General features: G+C 57.7%; 11 protein-coding genes, 1 other RNA gene and 3 pseudogenes. 10 read left to right on the forward strand and 5 right to left on the reverse strand.

Annotation, left to right across the window (positions count from 1 at the left end):
• Positions 1 to 540: pseudogene (locus JCM12296_RS11980) on the reverse strand (GntG family PLP-dependent aldolase); the annotation flags it as partial.
• Between the two features lie 5 nt (positions 541 to 545).
• Positions 546 to 1,862: a histidinol dehydrogenase gene (gene hisD, locus JCM12296_RS11985; RefSeq protein ID WP_054693103.1), complete on the reverse strand. Its 1,317-nt coding sequence runs from the start codon at positions 1,860 to 1,862 to the stop codon at positions 546 to 548.
• A 339-nt stretch (positions 1,863 to 2,201) separates the two neighbouring features.
• Here hisD and serC point away from each other — a divergent pair, with 339 nt between their 5' ends.
• The 6 genes from serC (at position 2,202) to JCM12296_RS12015 (ending at position 8,471) form a co-directional block, all read left to right on the forward strand.
• The gene (gene serC, locus JCM12296_RS11990; RefSeq protein ID WP_054693106.1) at positions 2,202 to 3,290 is read left to right on the forward strand and encodes a 3-phosphoserine/phosphohydroxythreonine transaminase; all 1,089 of its coding nucleotides are present in this window, start codon (positions 2,202 to 2,204) and stop codon (positions 3,288 to 3,290) included.
• 370 nt (positions 3,291 to 3,660) lie between these two features.
• Entirely contained in the window at positions 3,661 to 5,403 is a 1,743-nt protein-coding gene (locus JCM12296_RS11995) for an aldehyde ferredoxin oxidoreductase C-terminal domain-containing protein (protein ID WP_054693110.1), read from the forward strand.
• 84 nt (positions 5,404 to 5,487) lie between these two features.
• Entirely contained in the window at positions 5,488 to 5,850 is a 363-nt protein-coding gene (locus tag JCM12296_RS12000) for a hypothetical protein (protein WP_054693113.1), read from the forward strand.
• Positions 5,814 to 6,107, forward strand: coding sequence for a hypothetical protein (locus JCM12296_RS12005; protein ID WP_157067562.1), 294 nt, complete (start codon positions 5,814 to 5,816; stop codon positions 6,105 to 6,107). The genes JCM12296_RS12000 and JCM12296_RS12005 overlap by 37 nt, the downstream gene beginning before the upstream one ends.
• A gap of 156 nt (positions 6,108 to 6,263) precedes the next feature.
• Positions 6,264 to 7,838, forward strand: a complete 1,575-nt coding sequence (locus JCM12296_RS12010) for a class I adenylate-forming enzyme family protein (protein ID WP_054693119.1) — start codon at positions 6,264 to 6,266, stop codon at positions 7,836 to 7,838.
• A gap of 282 nt (positions 7,839 to 8,120) precedes the next feature.
• Entirely contained in the window at positions 8,121 to 8,471 is a 351-nt protein-coding gene (locus JCM12296_RS12015) for a hypothetical protein (protein ID WP_054693122.1), read from the forward strand.
• Positions 8,472 to 8,643: 172 nt separating this feature from the next.
• Here JCM12296_RS12015 and dnaK read toward each other — a convergent pair.
• The 3 genes and pseudogenes from dnaK to ffs form a co-directional block, all read right to left on the reverse strand.
• A pseudogene (gene dnaK, locus JCM12296_RS12020) lies at positions 8,644 to 10,563 on the reverse strand (molecular chaperone DnaK).
• 62 nt (positions 10,564 to 10,625) lie between these two features.
• Positions 10,626 to 11,252, reverse strand: coding sequence for a nucleotide exchange factor GrpE (gene grpE / locus JCM12296_RS12025; protein WP_054693126.1), 627 nt, complete (start codon positions 11,250 to 11,252; stop codon positions 10,626 to 10,628).
• A 270-nt stretch (positions 11,253 to 11,522) separates the two neighbouring features.
• An RNA gene (gene ffs / locus JCM12296_RS36295) (signal recognition particle sRNA large type) lies at positions 11,523 to 11,766 on the reverse strand.
• 219 nt (positions 11,767 to 11,985) lie between these two features.
• Here ffs and JCM12296_RS12030 point away from each other — a divergent pair.
• From JCM12296_RS12030 to ftsH, 4 genes and pseudogenes are all read left to right on the forward strand, one after another.
• Complete coding sequence (locus tag JCM12296_RS12030) at positions 11,986 to 12,375, forward strand: DUF3568 family protein (RefSeq protein ID WP_172683875.1); 390 nt, start codon at positions 11,986 to 11,988, stop codon at positions 12,373 to 12,375.
• Positions 12,350 to 13,819 carry a tRNA lysidine(34) synthetase TilS gene (tilS, locus tag JCM12296_RS12035; protein WP_054693132.1) on the forward strand — a complete coding sequence of 490 codons (1,470 nt, stop codon included), beginning with the start codon at positions 12,350 to 12,352 and terminating at the stop codon, positions 13,817 to 13,819. Before JCM12296_RS12030 ends, tilS begins: the two co-directional genes overlap by 26 nt.
• 145 nt (positions 13,820 to 13,964) lie before the next feature.
• A pseudogene (locus JCM12296_RS51380) lies at positions 13,965 to 14,132 on the forward strand (ATP-dependent metallopeptidase FtsH/Yme1/Tma family protein); the annotation flags it as partial.
• A gap of 377 nt (positions 14,133 to 14,509) precedes the next feature.
• A complete protein-coding gene (gene ftsH, locus JCM12296_RS12040; protein WP_479690860.1) occupies positions 14,510 to 15,889 on the forward strand; it encodes an ATP-dependent zinc metalloprotease FtsH in 1,380 nt (459 codons plus the stop codon).
• Positions 15,890 to 15,990: the final 101 nt, after the last annotated feature.

The raw sequence follows: 15,990 nt of genomic DNA on the forward strand, positions 1-15,990 counted from the left end.
AGCGGCGGCCGCGTTGAAATACGGCGCCGTCGAGGTGCAGGGCCAGTCCGTGCCTTCGGGCCAGGTCGCCCACCGCCGCCGTATAATCCACCGTAAGCGGCGTGCCGTCGCAACGGTTGTGGGTATTTTCCAGGATAATCAGCCGGGAATGGGGAAAGTGCACGTCATCCGGACGGATGGCCGCCGCGATCTTCTCCAAGTCGATGGTGCCGTCGGCCGCGTTGGGCAGGGTGCGTGGATGGATTCCGCCCAAGGCCGAGGCCCCGCCCTGTTCGTAGAAGAAGATGTGCGACTGATCACCCAAAAGGATCTCATCGCCGCGGCCGCAATGGGCCAGTAGGGCGACCAGGTTGCCCATGGTCCCCGAGGCCACCAACAGGCTGCCGCCTTACCCATGCGTCGGGCCGCCATGGTCTCCAAACGGTTAACCGTCGGGTCTTCGCCAAAAACGTCATCGCCAACGTCAGCCTCGGCCATGGCCTTGCGCATGGCGGCCGTCGGCCGGGTAATCGTATCCGAGCGTAAATCAATCATGTCCATTGTCTCTACCTTCCTGAACGCTTTCCGGAAAGGCGTACCTGGATGGCGCTCGCGTGTGCGCCGAGGCCTTCGACGTTGGCCAGGGCCATGATATCGGCCGCCTCCCGCCGGAAGGCATCCGGTGAGTAGCCGATCAGACTGGTGCGTTTGATGAAGTGCTCCACCGACAGGGCGGAAGAAAAACGTGCCGTGCCGGCCGTGGGCAGGACATGGTTGGGGCCGGCCATATAATCGCCCACCGGCTCGGGGGTGTAGTGCCCCAGGAAGACGGCGCCGGCGTTGCGCAGCCGTGGAGCCACGGCCATGGGTTCGGCCACCTGCAGTTCAAGGTGCTCGGGGGCGATCTGGTTCGCCAGGTCGACAGCCACGTCCAGATTATCCACCACCATGATGGCACCAAAAGCGTTGATGCTCTGACGGGCGATATCGGCCCGCGCCAGAGGCGTCAACTGTTCTTCCACGGCCGTTTGGACCGATTCGGCCAATTCCGCGCAGTCGGTGACCAGGATAGCCGAAGCCAGGGGGTCGTGTTCGGCCTGGCTGAGCAGATCCGCGGCGGTGAACCGAGGGTTCGCCGTACTATCGGCGATGATGAGAATTTCACTCGGGCCGGCGATCATGTCGATGCCCACGGTTCCGGCAACAATTTTCTTGGCCAGGGTGACGAAGATATTACCGGGGCCGACGATGACATTGACCCGAGGAATGGTTTCCGTGCCGTAAGCCAGGGCACCAATGGCCCAGGCACTGCCCATCTTGTAGACCGCATCCACGCCCACCTTCTTCGCCGCCACGAGAAGATGCGGCGAGACCTCTCCCGATGGCATGGGCGGCGTGGCCATGACCACCCGGGAAACCCCGGCGATCTTGGCCGGGATGGCACCCATGAGCACCGAGGAGACCAGCGGTGTGCTGCCGCCCTTGGCCCCCGGCACATAGATGCCGGCGGCATCCACGGGATGCACCATCTGGCCCAAATAGGTCCCCGATCGGCGCGTATCGATCCACGACTTGGGCAGCTGCTGGCGGTGAAACGTCTCGATCTGATCGGCGGCGCGGTTCAGCGCCCGGACAAAGCCACGATCGACCCTTTTTCCCGCGGCAGCTATCTCGGCGGGCGATACGACGAGGTTCTCGATCGAAAGCTCGGGGGCATCGAACTGCCGGCCGTAGCGTAAAACGGCATCGTCTCCGTTGCCCTTGACGTCGTTGAGGATCCGGGTCACCGCCTGAAGGTCGGCTTTGCGGAAATCGATTGCCCGGCCAATGATGGCTTTCATCTTCTTGTCCGCGGCAGCAGAGGGATAGCGGAAAATCTTCATTCAACGGATTCCTTTCATTGCGCGTTGCCATCCTACAGAGGCTGTTTGAAAAGCCTCTTAGGGTGAAGTCCCAACGTTTGTCAACCGCCGGGAGCAGAGCAAGGCGGGATTCCCCAAAGCGATATCACCTTTTGGGAGATTTCCCCAATTTATACATATTTCCTACACCTTCAAGGCGCATGCCGGCAATCATTGAAGAAATAACCACCGGCAATTAATTTTACCCGTTGACATCTCTGTTTCTATCTGTAGAGATAAGCGGTTAATTGCCCGATGGGCAGAGGGGTCGGATCACCCCCATCGGCGCGCCCGAATCATACCAAACGGAGGTTATTCACGATGAAAGCGGACAGAATTTTTAATTTCAACGCTGGCCCGGCCGCCCTGCCCCTGCCGGTCCTCGAAACCATTCAGGAATCTTTTCTCAATTTTGCCGGTTCCGGCATGTCGATCACCGAAATCAGCCACCGTTCCAAATGGTTCGACGATGTGATCAACGACGCGGTGGCGCGGGTCAAGCGCATCCTCAAGCTGGACGACCGCTACCATGTGCTCTTCGTCCAAGGCGGCGCCAGCATGCAGTTCTGCATGGCTCCCATGAACCTTTTGGGTGCCGGCGATACGGCCGATTACGTCAACACGGGCACCTGGTCCACCAAGGCCATCAAGGAGGCCGAAATCCAGGGTAAATCGATCAAGGTGGTGGCTTCTTCCGAGGACCGCAATTTCGCCTACATTCCCGAGGGGATCGCGTTTACCCCGGATGCCGTCTATGCCCACATCACCTCCAACAACACCATCAAGGGGACCCAATGGGCCGGTTTTCCGGAAACCGGCGGGGCGCCCCTGGTCGCGGACATGAGTTCGGACATCTTTTCCCGCCCCCTGGAAATGGAGAAGTTCGGCCTGATCTATGCCGGTGCCCAGAAAAACATGGGACCGGCAGGCGTCTGCCTGGTGATCATCCGGGAAGATCTTCTGGCCCGCACGCCCAAAACCATCCCCACGATGCTGCGCTACAGCACCTTCGCGGAGAAGAATTCCATGTACAACACGCCGCCATGCTTTGCCGTCTACACGGTGCAACTGGTGCTCAAATGGCTGGAAGAGACCATCGGCGGTCTGGAGAAGATGGCTGCGCTGAACCGCCAGAAGGCGGCGCTGCTCTATGACCACATGGATCAGAGCGACTTCTACCGCGGTACGGCGGACAAGGGCAGCCGTTCCTTGATGAACGTTACCTTCCGTCTGCCCAGTGAGGAACTCGAAAAAGCCTTCGTGGCCGAAGCGACGGAAAACGGTTTGGGCGGCCTCAAAGGCCACCGCAGCGTCGGCGGATGCCGGGCATCCATCTACAATCCCACGCCTCTGGCAGCCGTGGAGGCCTTGCTGGATTTCATGAAAACCTTCGAACGCAAAAACGGTTGATCCCGACATCTTTGCCGGGAGCATCATCACCGACCTGCATCCAAAACCCGAAAGTCGGGTCCACCCTCCCATGGGGAGCCGGCTTTCGGGTTTTTTTACCTTTCCCCGCCTGCCATTTAGAGTTCGCTAAGGGCCGTTTGGGTACCTGATTTCTTCCGGACGGGATAAACCGACCCGGGGCACCCGATCTCCACCGCTACCCTTAAGCATCGTAACGTTATGTCTTTTTTGGCATTTATTGACACCGCCATCGATTCCCAATAATTAAATGGTATAGACATGAGCCGATGCTGGCCAACCAAGGGCCAAACACCGCATCGGTTCACATATCCACCGTTCAAGCCCGCAGCTTCACAACAGGAGGGAATATATGAACAAAATTCTAAGAATCGATATGAGTGCTTCCGGAGCACCGGCCATCAAGACCGATGCCCTGGGTTCCTATGCCGGCTTGGGGGGCCGGGCAATGACCTCCACGGTTGTTGCCACAGAAGTCCCCCCCACGTGTCACCCACTGGGGGAAGCAAACAAACTGGTCATCGCTCCCGGTTTTCTCAGCGGATCGGCAGCGGCCATTTCCGGTCGTCTTTCCGTTGGCTGCAAGAGCCCGCTCACCGGCGGCATCAAAGAGGCCAATGCCGGCGGTCAAGCCGCCCAGATGATCGGCCGTCTGGGATATGCAGCCATCATTCTCGAGGGCAAGCCCACGGGCGACACCCTTTATAAAATCGTTATCACCAAAGATGATGTTACCATCGCGGCCGCCGACGACATCAAGGGACTGGGCAATTATGCCACGGTGGAAAAACTGGCCGGCCAGTATGGCGGAAAAGCCGCCTTCATCACCATCGGCCAGGCCGGCGAAATGAAAATGAGCGCCGCCTCCATCGCCATCACCGACATGGAACAGCGCCCCACGCGGCACGCCGGTCGCGGTGGTGTCGGGGCCGTTATGGGTGCCAAGGGCATCAAGGCCATCGTTGTGGACGACACCGGTTGCAGCATGCGCGCCCCGGCGGATCCGGAGAAGTTCAAGGCTGCCAACAAGGCCTTTTCCGAGGGCCTGCGCAAGCATCCCGTGACCGGAGAAGGATTGCCCACCTTCGGCACCAACGTGCTCACCAACGTGGTCAACGAGGCGGGTGGCTACCCCACCCACAATTTCAAGCAAGGCCAGTTTGACGGTGCGTCCGACCTTTCCGGGGAAGCCCAGGCCGCCCTCGAGAACCAACGTGGCGGTGAGGGATCGGCGACCCATGGGTGTCATCGCGGCTGCGTGATTCGCTGTTCGGGGACCTACTATGACAAGAACGGCAACTACCTCACCAAGCAACCCGAGTATGAAACCGTCTGGGCCCACGGTGGCAACTGCGGCATCAACGATTTGGATGTGGTCGCCCAACTGGATCGCATGGATGACGACTTCGGGCTGGACACCATCGAAATGGGCGCCACGATTGGCGTGGCCATGGATGCCGGTCTGGTTCCGTTCGGCGACAGCCAAGGTGCCATCCGACTGCTCCAGGAGGTTGGTGACGGCACGCCCCTGGGACGCATTCTGGGCAACGGCGCCGCCGTTACCGGTCAGGTATTCGGTGTCGAGCGCGTTCCGGTGGTCAAGCGCCAATCCATGCCGGCCTACGACCCCCGCGCCGTCCAGGGCATCGGCGTAACCTACGCCACCACCACCATGGGCGCCGATCACACGGCGGGTTACGCGGTGGCCACCAACCTGCTGGGCGTGGGCGGCAGCGTGGACGCCCTCAAGCCGGAGGGTCAGGTCGAGCTTTCCCGCAACCTGCAGATCGCCACGGCGGCCATCGACGCCACCGGCATGTGCCTGTTCATCGCCTTTGCGATTCTCGATCAGCCGGAGACCTTTAACGCCCTGGTGGATCTGATCGGCGCCTTTACCGGGCAGCCGCTCACCGCCGATGACGTCACCGCCCTGGGCAAGTCGATCCTGACCCATGAACGCAATTTCAACACGGCCGCCGGTTTCACCGCCAAGGACGACCGCCTGCCCGACTACTTCAAGAAAGAGGCACTGGCGCCGCACAACGTGACCTTCGGCGTGACCGACGAGGAACTCGATACGCTGTATAACTGGTAATCCACCGAAGGTTCGTATTTGTTAACCCACGGGGAGCTCCGCCACCGCGGATCTCCCCGCATTACTTTTCTTCGGGAATTCTCCATGACCGATCTCGAACTGATCATCGATCCCGCGGCCATGCCCATGCTCCTGCCCCTGATGCAAAAGGGGGTCGGCCTGCCGGCTCAAATCGGTTGCACCATCCGGCAGTTTCTCTGTGATCAGCTGGGCATCAGCGACGCCTACCTTGACCAGCGCATCCAGACCCTCTTTTTGAATGCCCGGCCGGTGGACGATGTGGACGGCGCCATCCTCCAGGACGGTGCCACCCTGGCGCTCAGTGCGGCCATGCCGGGTCTTCTGGGTGCCACCATGCGCAAGGGCGGCCACTACGCGCCTTCCGCCAGGCCATCTCCCTGGCGGCGGCCATGCCAGGCAGCCATGCAACCGGCAAGGGGCGTGTGACCGTCAAGCTGTTCAACATGGTCGCCGAAGAAGCGGGACCGGGACTTTTAGAAAAAGGGGTGTGGATCGACGGCCGGCAGGTCCGGCGCATCGGAGAGCGCCACCCGGACATCTGGCCGAGAATTCGCGAAGCACGACTCGACGGCCAGCCTTTCGATCCGCGACAGGCCTTCACCCACATTAGCGGGAAAGACCAGCCCATCCGCCTGACGGTACACCGCGATCAGCCGACCACAGCCTCTCGCCCTCATTTTTAAGAACAGCACATGGACCCTGCCTCGCGCCGGCCAGCGCCTTGACCATTACCCCTCATTTTGCTATTCCCCCTTTTCTTGACCTCATCGACACCCGCCTGGTCCGTGGGGTCGCCCATGCGCGTCGTACCGCCAACATCGTCAATAAGGACCGCCACCATGCTGATTACCGAGATTCTTGCCCGCAACGCCAGAATGTACGCCCAGGAGGTCGCCCTCATCGAACGGGAGCCGGCCCTGGGTCGTCGTCGGGAGATAACCTGGAAGATCTTTGACGATCAGGCCAACGCCATTGCCCAGGCCCTGATGGACCGCGGTATCCGCAAGGGTGATCGGGTCGTCCACCTGATGATGAACAGCATCCAATGGCTGCCCGCCTATTTCGGCATCTTGCGCACCGGCGCCTGGGCGGTTCCGCTGAATTTCCGTTTTGTTGCCCGGACGATTGCCAGTTGCATCCTGACCGCCGAAGCAAAAATTATCATTTTCGGGGAAGAATTCGTCGACCGGCTGGAAACGATTCGCGAGCAGATTCAACCCTGTGTGCAGACATTCATTTTTGCCGGACCGGAAGAAAAGCGACCCGAATGGGCCGAATCCCTTGATACGCTCATCAGCGCCTATCCGGCTGAAGATCCCCTTGTGGATTTGAATATCTGCGACGATGCGGCACTTTACTTCACCTCCGGCACCACCGGAACCCCCAAGGCCACCCGATTGACCCACCGCAATCTGGAACACGCCTGCTATGTGGAGAATCGTCATCACAACCAGACTCATGGGGACAACTTTCTGTGCATTCCGCCCCTTTATCACACCGGCGCCAAAATGCACTGGTTCGGCAACTTCATCGTCGGCGCCAGGGCCGTCATCCTGAAGGGAATCGACCCGCGCTGGATTCTGGAGGCCATTTCCGAGGAAAAGGTCACGATCGTCTGGCTGCTGGTACCTTGGGCCCTCGATCTCTTGTTCGCCATCGAAAGCGGGGAATTGAAACTGGCGAATTACCAGCTGGACCAGTGGCGGCTCATGCATATCGGTGCCCAACCGGTGCCTTCAAGCTTGATCCGGGAATGGAAAAAGATCTTTCCCAATCATCAATACGACACCAATTACGGTTTGACCGAATGTACCGGCCCCGGCTGTATCCATCTCGGCCTGGAGAATATGCACAAAGTCGGCGCCATTGGCGTCCCCGGCTTCGATTGGGAGTATCAGATCGTCGATGACGAGCATCGACCCGTCATTCCGGGAGCCCCTGGCGAGCTGCTCCTGCGCGGCCCCGGGATGATGAAGGAGTACTACAAAAACCCTGAAGCCACCGCAGCCACCATCATCGACGGTTGGCTGTACACCGGCGATGTGGCCCGCCAGGACGAGGACGGCTTCATCTGGCTGGTGGATCGTAAAAAAGATGTCATCATCACCGGCGGCGAGAATATCTACCCGGTGGAGATCGAGGAATTTCTGATGGGCCATCCGGCGATCCAGGACGCCGCCGTCATCGGCCTGCCCAGCCTGCGGTTGGGTGAAATCGCCACCGCCATTATCAAAATCAAGCCCGGCGCGACGCTGAACAAGGAGGCCGTGGATCAATTCTGCAGCGCCCTGGCACGCTATAAACGCCCCAGGAAAATCATTTTCGCGGATGTGCCCCGCAATCCCACCGGAAAGATCGAAAAACCCCAATTGCGCAAACAGTATGCGGGGCACAAGGAGAGTTTTCAGGTCTGACCCGCAACTATTCTTTTTCCGAATTCGGTATCTGTCCGTTCTGGCAGACAACTTGCTATACATTAGCCTCTGCCTCGGAAGGGTTGTTTTCAATCCCAAAAACGAGAGCAAAAAATGAGGCATCGCATGCGAAACGAACCCAATTTGTACACGGCAGTGTGCAAAAATCGTAATCAGCCGTTCAACCAAAGGAGGTAATCTTCAGACCCCAACAGTCCTTTCCTGAGGAACGTGCGTCATCGAAAAATCAAACGACACCCTACCCACAGAAGGAAGACGACGATGAAAGCGTTTTATTCTGGTTTTAGATGGATGATTGTTCTATGCGCCCTCACCCTGACGATGACCAGCATCGCTTGGGCCGACGGCTACAGAAATCGCCATCACAAGGCATATTACGCACCCCGTCCCAAAAAACATCACCACCATTATTATGCACCGGCGCCCCCGCCGCCAGTGGGATATTACACCTATCTTCCCGCCCCGCCACCGCCCCAACCGGCGCGGGTGTATGTCCCGGTCGTGCCAGCCGTACCGGTAGTTCCGGTGGTTCCCGTTTATCCCGGTGGCAGCCACGTCTCGGCCACGGTGGGGGTACCGGGATTCGCTTTTGGCTTTTCAATTGACAGATAAAGAGGATTTGCCATCTTTTGCCATTTGTAACCCAAGAGAGGACGCCGTTGGCTCAACGGCGTCCTCTCTTTTGTTTTAAAGCACCCACAATCGCAATAAAAAGGCCGCCTCGAAACCAACTTCAAGGCGGCCAAATCTTGTCCTGAGAGACAGCTGATCGAATCGAACGGTTTTACTTCTTGTCTTTCACCTCTTCGAAGTCCGCATCCACAACATCATCGTCGCAGCTCCGCCACCGGCGGCCGTGTCGGCACCGGCATCCGCACCCGGCGCACCGGCACCAGCCTCGGAAGCCTGCTTGTACATGGCTTCGGCGACCTTGTGGGAGGCTGGGTAAGTTCTTCGCTGAGGCGTTTGATTTCCTCAACATCATCCCCTTCCATGGCCTTTTTCAGTGCAGCCGAAGCGGTCTCAATATTGCTTCGCGTATTTGCATCGACCTTGTCACCAAGATCCTTGAGAGACTTCTCGGTACTGTATATCAACGTGTCGGCATGATTGCGTGCCTCGACCAGATCTTTCTTCTTCTTATCATCATCCGCATGCACTTCCGCATCCTTGATCAGCGCATCGATCTCCTCTTTGGAAAGGCCGCTGGAAGCTGTAATCTGAATGGATTGCTCCTTCCCCGTGGCGATGTCCTTGGCCGAAACGTTGACAATCCCATTGGCGTCGATATCGAAGGTCACCTCGATCTGGGGAACGCCACGCGGCGCCGGCGGGATGCCCACCAATTCAAATCGTCCCAAGGTCTTGTTGTTGGCCGCCATCTCGCGTTCACCCTGGAGCACATGAATGGAAACGGCCGGCTGGTTATCCGCCGCCGTGGAAAAAACCTGGCTCTTGCGGGTCGGAATCGTGGTGTTTTTCTCAATCAGTCGGGTCATGACCCACCCAGGGTCTCGATACCCAAGGAAAGCGGGGTAACATCGAGCAGGAGCACATCCTTGACATCGCCTTTAAGCACGCCACCCTGAATGGCGGCACCCACGGCAACCACTTCGTCGGGATTGACGCCCCGGTGCGGATCCTTGCCGAAAATTCGTTTTACCCGCTCTTGGACGGCAGGCATACGCGTCATGCCGCCCACCAGAATGACCTCGTTGATATCGGCGGTGGAAAGTCCGGCATCCTTCAGGGCGGTCCGACAGGGCTGTTCCATCTTGTCCAGGAGATCGGCCACCAACGCTTCCAGTTTGGCCCGGGTGATCTTGATATTGAGATGCTTGGGGCCACTGGCATCGGCGGTGATGAACGGCAGGTTCACATCCGTCTCCATGGAGGAAGAGAGCTCCATTTTGGCTTTTTCGGACGCTTCCTTGAGCCGCTGCAGGGCCATCTTATCGTTTCTCAGGTCAATGCCCTGATCCTTTTTAAACTCGTCGGCCAGATAATCGATCAGCCGCAGATCGAAGTCCTCACCGCCCAGGTGGGTGTCGCCGTTGGTGGCCTTGACTTCGAAAACCCCTTCCCCGATTTCAAGGATCGAAATATCAAAAGTGCCGCCGCCCAAGTCGAAAACCGCAATTTTTTCTTCGCTGTGTTTGTCCAGGCCGTAGGCCAAGGAGGCCGCGGTCGGCTCATTGATGATGCGCAGAACATTGAGGCCGGCGATCTTGCCGGCATCTTTGGTTGCCTGGCGTTGGCTGTCATTGAAGTAGGCCGGAACGGTAATGACCGCATCGGAAACCGGCTCTCCCAGATAATCCTCCGCATATTTCTTGATGTGGGCCAGAATGAAAGACGAAATCTCCGCCGGACTATGCAACTTTCCTCTCAGGTCGATGCGAACATCACCATTTTCGGCAGACTTGACGTGGTAAGGAAGGATCTTGACATCTTTCTGAACCTCGGGGGAGGAATATTTTCTACCGATGAGTCGCTTTACGGCAAAAACGGTATTTTCGGGATTGGTGATGGCCTGCCGTTTGGCGATCTGGCCGACCATGCGCTCACCACTTTCACTGATGGCCACGATGGATGGCGTCGTCCGGCCTCCTTCCGGGTTGGTGATCACTTTGGCATCGCCACCGTCCATAATGGCCACGCATGAGTTGGTGGTCCCGAGGTCAATTCCGATAATCTTGCCCATATGCTGTTCCTCCTTACCTTCGACAATCTTTCGTGTAAAAATTCGTTATGCGTTAGTTTTCGTTACGCGTTCGTATTGACTGTTTTTACGTCAGCATTTCCGTTCTTGGCCGCTGTCGAAACCACCACCATGGCCGGACGAAGCAATCGATCATGAATCAGATACCCTTTCTGGTACTCCTGAACCACCGTATTGGGCGGTTGATCGCTACACGCTTCTTGGCACATCGCTTGGTGAAATGCCGGATCGAACGGTTCACCCAACGATTCAATGGGGGTTACGTGGTTCTGTTCCAGGATTTTCATGATTTCGGCCAACGTCAAGGAGACACCATCAACCAAACTCTGACCATTTTGGTTATCGGCCGCCGCCGAGGCGATCGCCCGCTCCAAATTGTCAACCACCGTCAGCAGTTGGCTGATCAGCCGCTCATTGGCAAACTTGCGAAGGTCATCCCTTTCCCGGGCGGCCCGTTTCTTGTAGTTTTCCAGTTCGGCGGCCATGCGAAGCGTGCGATCGTGGTTTTCCTTGGCTTCCGCCCGTGCAGCGGCCAGTTGGGCTTCGAGGTCCGATGGCGAGTGGGTGACGTTCCCTTTCTCATCGGGAGTCTCTGCGGCGGGGTCTACAACGGATTCCATGGTTGCTTTTTCGTTCTCGTCTTCGATCACAATTTTCTTCTCTGGTGCCATCAGCGCCTGTTTCTCCTAATTTGACTGGATTTTCTCATCTTCACGGCCGGCGGGCACCCGATCGCGACAAAGCACTTATAATTTAAGCGGTTGAAGACGACCGGGACTGCAAAGTTGACAAAAAATAAGACCAGATGGTGGCTTGTCAAGGACGATCCAGCCCTTGGCCACTGCATAAAAATCATTTGTAAATTTGATAGGTTGAATCAAGAGACAGGAAAAAAGCAGTCGTCGAAGAAAGCGCTTCCTGGGCGCGCCAACGCGAGATGGTTGTGCACCCCCCGTCGAGCGGACCTGAAAAATCGGCGCCATCGGTTGACCGGGATCGATCCACGACACAGACCGCATCCCTTATCGCTGCTTCCTTCCGGACCTGACGAGGTTCGAGACCGTCTGTTGCGCGGCGGCCGGTCAAAATGGCTCAATTTGTCTGGATTCACCCTAGGGGGGGACTTCAGCCCCGCATAAAGCGGATTTCGGGTATAGGGCACCGCTGGCTCCCCGCCTAGCACAACCGGAGCCCCTATAGTATATTTGCCGCCGTTCTTTCAAGGATTAAGTGCGAGCCTGCCCCAATCGCGTCCGAAACCGCCGGGAGTGAACATCTTTCGCGCACCGCCTCGCCAGAACGATCGGCAGCGGTGCGGTATTGACTTCCCCATTGGCATGCAATAGAGGGGAAATGGAATCCAGAAGCGAACCCATCCCAACCATCCAAGCAGAGGAGCCCGTCATGTCACGTACCGTAAATGCCGTTTTGCTGCTGTTCGCCCTTATGGTCACCACCGGTTGCGCCGCTCTGGTGGTTGGCGCCGGTACCGGCGCCGGTGTATACACCTGGGTTAAGGGGGAACTGATTCGTGCCTATGCCAGTGACTTCAAGCACACGGAAAACGCCACGATCCAGGCACTGGACTATCTTAAAATAAACATCAATAAAAAGACCCAGACCGCCAGTGAAACCACCATCAAGGCCAGCCAAATGGATGGCACGCCCGTCACCATTCGAATCAGCACCCTGCGTTACGACATGACCGAAGTGGCCGTCCGTTGTGGATACATCGGTTATTGGGATCGAGAAAACGCCGAACTGATTCATGCCACCATCCTCAAATACATCTGATCCCCACCAACTGCTGACGGCCGTTCGGCAGACCATGGCCGGCCATGCGATGGTAGCTGCCGGCGATCGAATTCTGGTGGGCGTCTCCGGCGGTCCCGATTCCATGACCCTTTTGCATCTGCTCCATCGCTTGGCCCCTGAATTGAAGGTCCAATTGGGTGTGGCCCACTTGAATCATTGCCTGCGTGGCTTGGCTGCCGATCAGGATGCCGATTTGGTCAAACGGACGGCCGCTGTGTTGGGCCTGCCCTGTCATCTGGGTCGCGCCCGGGTGTTAAAAGTTCAGCAGCACCTGCATCTCTCGCCGGAAGAGGCCGCACGTCGGGTTCGTTACGCCTTTTTCAATCGACTCCTGAAAGATGGCAACTACAACAAGCTTGCCCTGGGTCACCATCTGGATGACAATGCCGAGCAGGTGCTGCTGGCCCTGTTGAGGGGCAGCGGACCGAAGGGGCTTAGCGGCATTGCGCCAGTAAAAGACCGGCGCACCATTCGCCCCCTCATCGCCGTCCGCCGGCAGGCGATTGAGGCATACGTATCCGCCATGGGGATTTCCTGCGCCAGCGACGCATCCAACGCCGACCTTCGATTCATGCGCAACCGCATCCGGCATCACCTGTTGCCGCTCTTGGCCGAGGCCTACAACCCGAAAATCCACGATCAGCTGAACCGACTGGCGGATATCATGCGCATGGAGGAGGCCTGGCTGGAAGCATTGGTTGAGGAATCCTACACCGCAGCCGTACAGGATCGTCAACCCGGCCGCCTCAGCCTTCGCATCGCGGCCCTTCGCCAAGCCCATCCCGCACTCTTCCGCCGTTTGGTGCGCCGGGCGATCGAAGCGCTCAACGGGAATTTAAGACGCATCCGCTTTGCTCACATCGCTGCCGTGGATCGGCTATTGATCAATGGCGAAGGCCCCAAAGAGCTGCACCTGCCCGGCGGCATTCGCATCCGCCGCGATGGCGCACGGCTGATTCTGCAACGGGCTATCCATCCTCGGCAGAGCATAAAACCGACGGGTGCGGTCATGGCAACCGATCCGTTAGAGATTGCTTTCCCCTACCCTCGCATCGTTACGGTGGCAGACAGGGGGATTGGACTGCGATTTCGCATCCTATCCCCTGCATCCAAGGCGGATTGGAAAGCGGTTGGTCCCCAGCAGGCATTTTTCGATGTGGACAAGCTCCGCCCCCCGTTGATCCTGCGGTCTACATGGCCGGGGGATCGTTTTCACCCATTGGGTGCAAAAGGTTCTCAAAAGTTGAAGAAATTTTTCATCGACCATCATATTTCCCATACCGATCGCATGAAAAGCCTCATTCTCACCGATCAGGAACGGATCATCTGGCTGATGGGCCAACGGATCGATCATGCTGTCCGCCTGACACCAGCGACCCACCACATTCTCGCCGTTGAATTTTTCTTGCTTGACACCCGATGATGGTTAATATGATCTTTAAAAATTAAGCTGCCCGCCCGGTCGAAACAAATTGAATAATTGATGTGTATCATTGAGGAGGAACCCTGATTTGAATCCATTTTATAAGAACCTGGCCTTATGGCTGGTCATTACCCTCATGATGGTCATGCTGTACAACCTGTTCACCCAACAGCAGTTGTCACAGAATGACATCAGCTACTCGGAATTTCTTTCCATGGTGGAAGCCGACCGGGTATCGGAAGTCACGATCCAGGGCCAGGAACTCCGAGTCACCGATCTCAATCGCAGCCATTTCAAAATCTACGCCCCCCATGACCCGGCGTTGATCCAGCGCCTCAAAGAAAAGGGCGTGACCATCGTTGCCAAACCACCGGCGGAATCCCCCTGGTACATGTCAGTACTGGTCTCCTGGTTTCCCATGATTGTTCTCATCGGTGTATGGATCTTTTTCATGCGCCAGATGCAAAGCGGCGGCGGCAAAGCCATGTCATTCGGTAAAAGCCGGGCCCGTCTGCTATCCGATCAGCAAGAGAAAGTCACGTTCGCGGATGTGGCCGGCATCGATGAAGCCAAGGAAGAATTGGAGGAGATTGTCAGTTTCCTGAGGGATCCGAAAAAATTCACGCGCCTGGGGGGCCGCATTCCCAAAGGCGTTCTGCTCATGGGCCCCCCGGTACCGGGAAGACACTGTTGGCCCGGGCCATCGCCGGTGAAGCCGGGGTTCCTTTTTTCAGTATCAGCGGTTCCGACTTCGTTGAGATGTTCGTCGGTGTGGGCGCTTCGCGTGTACGCGATCTTTTCGTACAGGGAAAAAAGAACGCCCCTTGCATTATTTTTATCGATGAAATCGATGCGGTGGGGCGCCACCGCGGTGCCGGTCTCGGCGGCGGGCATGATGAACGGGAACAGACCCTCAACCAGCTTCTGGTGGAAATGGATGGATTCGAATCCAACGAAGGCGTCATTCTCATTTCAGCCACCAACCGCCCCGATGTCCTCGATCCCGCCCTGCTGCGTCCGGGCCGTTTCGATCGGCAGGTGGTGGTTTCCCTGCCGGATATTCGGGGCCGTGAAAAAATCCTGCGCGTGCACATGAAGCGCACCCCCATTGCCGCGGATGTCAATGCACTCGTCCTGGCCAAGGGCACACCGGGTTTTTCCGGTGCCGACCTCGAAAACCTGGTCAATGAAGCCGCTCTGATCGCAGCCAAACGCAACAAAGAACGGCTGGACATGGTCGATTTCGAGGACGCCAAGGACAAGGTCTACATGGGCCTTGAAAGAAAATCCAAGGTCATCAAAGAAGAAGACCGCCTGACCACGGCCTATCACGAGGGGGGCCATGCCCTGGTGGCGCGGTTTATCCCCGGAACGGATGCGGTCAACAAGATCACCATCATTCCCCGCGGCAGAGCCGCCGGCGTGACCTGGTTTCTGCCCGAAGAGCGCGACTTCCGGTATAAAGACCAGCTGGAAGCCGAGTTGGCCATCGCTTTTGGTGGACGGGTCGCCGAAGAGATCGTCTTCAACCGTATCAGCACCGGTGCGTCCAATGACATCAAGAAGGCCACCGAACTGGCGCAGCAGATGATCCGCAGTTGGGGGATGAGTGAAGCCCTGGGCCCGCTTTCATATGCCAAGGAAGAGGAACAGGTGTTTCTGGGACGGGAAATCGCCCAACACCGCGACTATTCCGAGGAAACCGCGCGCAAGATCGATGCTGAAATCAACAAGCTGATCATGGAATCCTATGAGCGCGCGCGATCCGTATTGACCGAACACCTCGATGTCCTCCATCAGCTGGCCAAGGCGTTGCTGGAGAAAGAGACGATCATGGGTGCGGAGATGGATGAAATCATCCGCCAAACCAGACCCGGAATCGAGCTTCCGGAAAAACCGGCCGACAAAGAAGAATTGGCCGATGATCCGGAACCGGCACCTTCTCAGGAGGCTACCGCGGAAGAGCCGGCGGAGATGCCACCGGATTCGGCAACCCATGCCGACGACAATGAGGCACCGGACGAACCCACCGATACGACGGCGGACGCCCCCCGCAAAGATCGTCCCTAAACATCGCCACCACGCCACATTGAATTGGGCCGCAGCAGTTGAACGTGAGCATGGGGTTCAACTGCTGCCGTTGGGTTATACCATTACCGAATACGCTGAGA

Origin of the sequence: Desulfosarcina cetonica JCM 12296, from assembly GCF_001311845.1 — a bacterium.
Taxonomy (GTDB): Bacteria; Desulfobacterota; Desulfobacteria; order Desulfobacterales; family Desulfosarcinaceae; genus Desulfosarcina; species Desulfosarcina cetonica.

What these genes read in the sequence shown, in the direction of transcription:
- hisD (WP_054693103.1), bottom strand. Translation starts at nt 1,862, where the DNA reads ATGAAGATTTTCCGCTATCCCTCTGCTGCCGCGGACAAGAAGATGAAA.
- serC (WP_054693106.1), top strand. Translation starts at nt 2,202, where the DNA reads ATGAAAGCGGACAGAATTTTTAATTTCAACGCTGGCCCGGCCGCCCTG.
- JCM12296_RS11995 (WP_054693110.1), top strand. Translation starts at nt 3,661, where the DNA reads ATGAACAAAATTCTAAGAATCGATATGAGTGCTTCCGGAGCACCGGCC.
- JCM12296_RS12000 (WP_054693113.1), top strand. Translation starts at nt 5,488, where the DNA reads ATGACCGATCTCGAACTGATCATCGATCCCGCGGCCATGCCCATGCTC.
- JCM12296_RS12005 (WP_157067562.1), top strand. Translation starts at nt 5,814, where the DNA reads ATGCCAGGCAGCCATGCAACCGGCAAGGGGCGTGTGACCGTCAAGCTG.
- JCM12296_RS12010 (WP_054693119.1), top strand. Translation starts at nt 6,264, where the DNA reads ATGCTGATTACCGAGATTCTTGCCCGCAACGCCAGAATGTACGCCCAG.
- JCM12296_RS12015 (WP_054693122.1), top strand. Translation starts at nt 8,121, where the DNA reads ATGAAAGCGTTTTATTCTGGTTTTAGATGGATGATTGTTCTATGCGCC.
- grpE (WP_054693126.1), bottom strand. Translation starts at nt 11,252, where the DNA reads ATGGCACCAGAGAAGAAAATTGTGATCGAAGACGAGAACGAAAAAGCA.
- JCM12296_RS12030 (WP_172683875.1), top strand. Translation starts at nt 11,986, where the DNA reads ATGTCACGTACCGTAAATGCCGTTTTGCTGCTGTTCGCCCTTATGGTC.
- tilS (WP_054693132.1), top strand. Translation starts at nt 12,350, where the DNA reads ATGCCACCATCCTCAAATACATCTGATCCCCACCAACTGCTGACGGCC.